Source organism: Oerskovia sp. NPDC056781, from assembly GCF_042789955.1.
GTDB lineage: Bacteria > Actinomycetota > Actinomycetes > Actinomycetales > Cellulomonadaceae > Oerskovia > Oerskovia rustica.
In genome coordinates, this window is record NZ_JBHUAD010000300.1 from 1 (window position 1) to 4051 (window position 4051).

Here is a 4051-nt window from a genome sequence, read left to right on the forward strand (position 1 = left end):
ACCCCGTCCTCCCCCCGCCCCAACCCCTTCCCCCCCTCCCGCCCCGCTACCCCCTTTTGTGCGTGAAAGACCTCCTGGAGACCTACCTCGCACACACGGGTCTACCTCGGCGAACTTGAGCAGAGGCAGGGAATCACGCCGTCTGCGGGACCGCCACGAGTCCCCGCGAGCGCTCGAGCCGCTCGACGAGCAGCGTCCCGGCAGCCACGACCGGCAGGAGCACGAGGTTCCCGATCAGCATGGTGCGCAGGAACGGCAGGCCGGCGACGTAGCTCGCCACGAGCCCGTCGACGCCTGCCGGGTACCAGACGCCGCGCCCCTGGACCCAGACGCCGAAGTTGGTCCAGAGGAAGAACCACAGCGACCCGCCCACGCCCAGCCCGGCCGCGGCGCCGACGCGGCCCCACCCGGACGTGCTGCGCGTCAGCAGCGCGGCGAGCCCGATGACGAGCCACGCGCTCCACGTGAACAGCGCGATCGACGTGTTGCCGAGCACCAGGTCGGACACGACGGCGACGAGCAGCGGAGCCAGGAACGCCAGGCGGTGCCGCACGAGCACCGCGGCCGCGAACGCTGCGGACGTCACGAGCTCGAGGTTCGGCGGGGCGCCGATCTCCTCGCGCACGAGGCGGAACACCACGGCGAGCGCCACGACCGCGACCGCGATCGCGGGGCGCCACCAACGCGTCAGGAGGTGAACTTCTCGAGCTTCCACGTGATCTCGTCTCCCGTCTCCGTCACGAGCGACCCGGCACCGACCTGGGCCATCTCACCGTTGACGTACAGCGCCCAGAACTCGCCGGCCGGGTCCGCGGAGACGCCGCCGATGCCCGTCACGAACGCCATGTCGCCCTCGCCCTGGACGGTCGTGCTCGGGTCGGCCGCGAGCAGCAGCTCGAGCGCCGTCTTCCCGGCGACGCCCTCGTACGAGAGCTCGGAGTCGTCGGCAGCGTCGTCAGCGCCGTCGGTCGAGTCGTCAGAGGCACCGGACGCGGGGGCGGCGGCCGCCACCCACCACCACGCCCGGGGGTGGTCCGCCCGTGCGGCGGCGGGCGCCCCGCCACCAACCCCGTGGGCGGGGGCGCCCGCGCGGCGGTCGTCGCCTTCGGTGCCCGCGCCGGGTGTGTGGGGGCCCCCCCCCCCCCCCCACGCCGTGGTGTCGTCCGCCGGTGCGTCGTCGGCCGCACCGCAACCAGCCAGGAGGCCGGCGGCGAGCAGGAGAGACGCGAGGGCGGTCAGCGAGCGTGCCGGGGTGGCACGAAGAGTCTGGGGGTTCACACCGTGCAGTCTACGAACGAGCCGGTGACCGGGCGGTCGGTGCCCAGCAGACGGGACGTCAGGCGTCGATCCGCGCCCGGTCCAGGCCCGCCGCCCCAGCGATGATGAAGTCCTTGCGCGGCGCGACGTCCGAGCCCATGAGGAGCTCGAACACGCGCTCGGCAGCCTCGGCGTGCTCGGCCGTGACGCGGCGCAGCGTGCGGTGACGCGGGTCCATGGTGGTCTCCGCGAGCTGGTCGGCGTCCATCTCCCCGAGCCCCTTGTAGCGCTGGATGTCCTCCTTGTAGCGCTTGCCCGACTTGTCGAGCTTCTTGAGGACGTCGCGCAGCTCGGCCTCGGAGTACGTGTAGACGTACTCGTTCTTGCGCGAGCCCGCACCGATGACCTCGACGCGGTGCAGCGGCGGCACTGCCGCGTAGACGCGGCCCGCGTCCACGAGGGGGCGCATGTACCGGAAGAAGAGCGTGAGCAGGAGCGTGCGGATGTGCGCACCGTCGACGTCGGCGTCCGTCATGAGCACGACCTTGCCGTAGCGCGCCCCCTCGAGGTCGAACGAGCGCCCCGAGCCCGCGCCGATGACCTGGATGATCGCGGCGCACTCGGCGTTGCGGAGCATGTCCGTGACCGAGGCCTTCTGGACGTTGAGGATCTTCCCGCGGATGGGCAGGAGGGCCTGGAAGTCGGAGCTGCGCGCGAGCTTCGCGGTGCCGAGCGCCGAGTCGCCCTCGACGATGAAGAGCTCGCTGCGCTCGACGTCGTCGCTGCGGCAGTCCGCGAGCTTGGACGGCAGCGACGAGGTCTCGAGCGCGTTCTTGCGGCGTGAGATCTCCTTCTGCTTGCGCGCGGTGATGCGGGCGCGCATCTCGGCGACGACCTTGTCGAGGAGCAGGGAGGCCTGCGTCTTCTCGTCGCGCTTGGTCGAGGTCAGCATGGCGCCGAGCTGCTGCTCGACGACGCGGGCCACGATCGCACGCACGGGGGCCGTGCCGAGGACCTCCTTGGTCTGGCCCTCGAACTGCGGCTCGGCCAGGCGTACCGTCAGCACCGCCGTGAGGCCCGCGAGGACGTCGTCCTTCTCGATGCGCTCCGACGCGTCCTTGGTCGACACCTTGAGGCGACGGGCGTTGGTCTCGACGCCCTTGCGCAGGATCTTGAGCAGCCCCGCCTCGAAGCCCGCGAGGTGCGAGCCGCCCTTGGGCGTCGAGATGATGTTGACGAACGTCCGCAGCTCGGTGTCGTACCCGGTGCCCCAGCGCAGCGCGACGTCGACCTCGCAGTCGCGCGTGACCTCCTGCGGGGTCAGGTGCCCGCGGTCGTCGAGGACGGGCACGGTCTCCTTGAACGTGCCCGAGCCCGTCAGGTGCCACGTCGCGGTGACGGCCGGGTCGGGGGCGAGGAAGTCGACGAAGTCGATCGTGCCGCCCGAGTGCTGGAAGCTCTCCTCGACCGGTCCGTCGGCGCCCGGGGTGCCGGCCAGGCCGCGCTCGTCGCGCAGCGTGATCTTGAGGCCGGGCACGAGGAACGTCGTCTGGCGCGCGCGCGTCACGAGCTCGTCGTAGGAGAACACCGCGGTCTTGGGGAAGACCTGACGGTCCGCCCAGTAGCGCACGCGCGTCCCGGTCTTCCCACGGGGCGCCTTGCCGACCACGGCCAGCTCGGACCGCTCGACGAACGGCGTGAACGCCGCGTCGGGGTCGGGCCCGGTCCTGGGGTCGGCGAAGACGCCGGGCTCGCCCCGGTGGAAGGTCATGCGGTAGGTCTTGGAGCCACGGTCCACCTCGACGTCCAGGCGTGAGGACAGGGCGTTGACGACCGACGCACCCACGCCGTGCAGGCCGCCCGAGGCCGTGTACGAGCCGCCGCCGAACTTGCCGCCCGCGTGCAGCTTGGTGAAGACGACCTCGACACCGCTGAGGCCCGTCTTGGGCTCGATGTCCACGGGGATGCCTCGCCCGTTGTCCTTGACGGTCACGGAGGTGTCGGCGTGCAGCACGACCTCGATCGCGTCGCAGTTGCCCGCGAGAGCCTCGTCGACCGAGTTGTCGATGATCTCCCACAGGCAGTGCATGAGTCCGCGCGAGTCGGTCGACCCGATGTACATGCCGGGTCGCTTGCGGACGGCCTCCAGGCCTTCGAGGACGGAGAGGTGCCGCGCGGTGTAGCTGGACTCAGAAGTGGTCGTCACGAAGGGAAAGCCTAGACGCTGCCACCCACAGGACCGGTCAGCCTGGCCGCACCGGGCCGGACCTCCACACGATCCCGACGTATTCCCGGAACCGCGCGGCTACGCGGGTAGCGAACCCGGGCCTTCTCGGTACGAGGAATGCGCCCCGAGGTGATTACATGGTCACGTGACTGCTACGACGACTCCATCGCTGACCGTGGCCGACCGTTGCGACCGCTGCGGCGCTCAGGCCTACGTGCGCGTGACCATGCCCAGTGGGGAGCTGCTCTTCTGCGCCCACCACGCACGCGCGCACGCCGCTGCCTTCGCAGACATCGCCACGCACGTCCAGGACGAGACCGACCGCCTGCTCGCAGAGCACGGCGCCCGCTGACGAGACCCGGCGCGCACTCGTAGCGCGCCGCACTCCTGAACCCCGACCGGTGCTCGTCACCGGCCGGGGTTCTTTCGTCCCCGCCCCTCCGCGGCGAGACGCATCACGGAACCGGTGCGCCGCCGTCGGGCAGGCGACGCCGCGTCCCGCCCGACGCCGCCGACACCCCCTCGCGTCACCGTCGGCGGCCCGCTCCCCTGCCCGACGGCGCCGCG

General features: G+C 71.7%; 4 protein-coding genes. 1 reads left to right on the forward strand and 3 read right to left on the reverse strand.

Annotated elements, in window-relative coordinates; all coding sequences use genetic code 11:
* Positions 1 to 133: 133 nt before the first annotated feature.
* The 3 genes from ACFRCR_RS17435 to ACFRCR_RS17445 all read right to left on the reverse strand — a co-directional run bounded on the left by ACFRCR_RS17435 (position 134) and on the right by ACFRCR_RS17445 (position 3463).
* A complete protein-coding gene (locus tag ACFRCR_RS17435) occupies positions 134 to 715 on the reverse strand; it encodes a DUF6580 family putative transport protein (protein WP_377679297.1) in 582 nt (193 codons plus the stop codon).
* Positions 688 to 1011 carry a DUF4430 domain-containing protein gene (locus ACFRCR_RS17440; RefSeq protein WP_377679299.1) on the reverse strand — a complete coding sequence of 108 codons (324 nt, stop codon included), beginning with the start codon at positions 1009 to 1011 and terminating at the stop codon, positions 688 to 690. Before ACFRCR_RS17440 ends, ACFRCR_RS17435 begins: the two co-directional genes overlap by 28 nt.
* A gap of 325 nt (positions 1012 to 1336) precedes the next feature.
* A complete protein-coding gene (locus ACFRCR_RS17445; RefSeq protein WP_377679301.1) occupies positions 1337 to 3463 on the reverse strand; it encodes a type IIA DNA topoisomerase subunit B in 2127 nt (708 codons plus the stop codon).
* 166 nt (positions 3464 to 3629) lie between these two features.
* Between ACFRCR_RS17445 and ACFRCR_RS17450 the strand changes: the two genes are divergently transcribed.
* Positions 3630 to 3836 carry a hypothetical protein gene (locus tag ACFRCR_RS17450; RefSeq protein WP_030152534.1) on the forward strand — a complete coding sequence of 69 codons (207 nt, stop codon included), beginning with the start codon at positions 3630 to 3632 and terminating at the stop codon, positions 3834 to 3836.
* The last annotated feature ends 215 nt before the right edge of the window (positions 3837 to 4051 follow it).